At 48.3% G+C, this 290-nt stretch carries 1 protein-coding gene; it reads right to left on the reverse strand.

All coding sequences use genetic code 11. The annotated features are described in order from the left end of the window. Positions 1–290: IS66 family transposase (locus ACYQ8U_RS23380; RefSeq protein WP_459947947.1), on the reverse strand; the 290-nt coding region annotated here is incomplete at both ends.

Genomic DNA, 290 nt, shown 5'->3' on the forward strand with positions numbered 1-290 from the left:
TTTTTCATATTGCGGCCCCACCGGTACCCATTGGCGTCAATAATAAACACCAACTCCCGTAAAAGATGAGAGCCGCACAGACCATGGCCGCAATGATCGTATGACAGGTATGATGCCCAGCAATCATGGATAATCACTCCGCCATAGCGGGGGATGATGTTCAACCCGACAATTGCTTCCTTGCCTCGCTTCTGATGGAGCAGTTTCAGGGTCGTTCCGCCTGAAGAATAGACATGAATCCAGTGATTTTTCCTTTCAACCCTAAACGATGTTTCATCCACATGAAGCGA

This window comes from Desulfocastanea catecholica, assembly GCF_054657295.1.